This window comes from Mycobacterium angelicum, from assembly GCF_002086155.1.
GTDB classification, from domain to species: Bacteria; Actinomycetota; Actinomycetes; order Mycobacteriales; family Mycobacteriaceae; genus Mycobacterium; species Mycobacterium angelicum.
Genome location: NZ_MVHE01000311.1, coordinates 1 through 428, shown reverse-complemented (window position 1 = coordinate 428; position 428 = coordinate 1). Strand labels below are relative to the sequence as shown.

The 428-nt window shown below is 64.3% G+C and carries 1 protein-coding gene; it reads right to left on the bottom strand.

Features of this window, described 5'->3' with window-relative positions; genetic code table 11:
- Nucleotides 1-428 (bottom strand): SDR family oxidoreductase (locus tag BST12_RS29540; protein WP_139802107.1); only part of this gene is annotated, 428 nt, incomplete at both ends.

Genomic DNA, 428 nt, shown 5'->3' with positions numbered 1-428 from the left:
CCCCTGCAACTCACCCGCCATCGCGCCGGCCTGCTCCCACAACCCCCACGCCAACGACACCCCCGCCAACCCCTGCCCACGCCGATACAAAGCCAACGCATCCAAAAACGCGTTCGCCGCCACGTAATTGGCCTGCCCCGCACTGCCCAACACCCCCGCAGCCGAGGAAAACAACACAAACGCCGACAACCCCATATCCCGCGTCAACTCATGCAAATACCACGCACCATCGACCTTGGGCGCCAACACCTGCTCCACCCGCCCACGATCCAACGACTCGATCACCCCATCAGCAACCACCCCAGCCACATGAATAACCGCCCCCAGCCGATGCTCCGCTGAAACGCTGGCCACCAACCCCGCCACCTGTTCGCGATCCCCCACATCACAGGCCACCACCTGCACCCCACACCCCAACTCGCCCAACT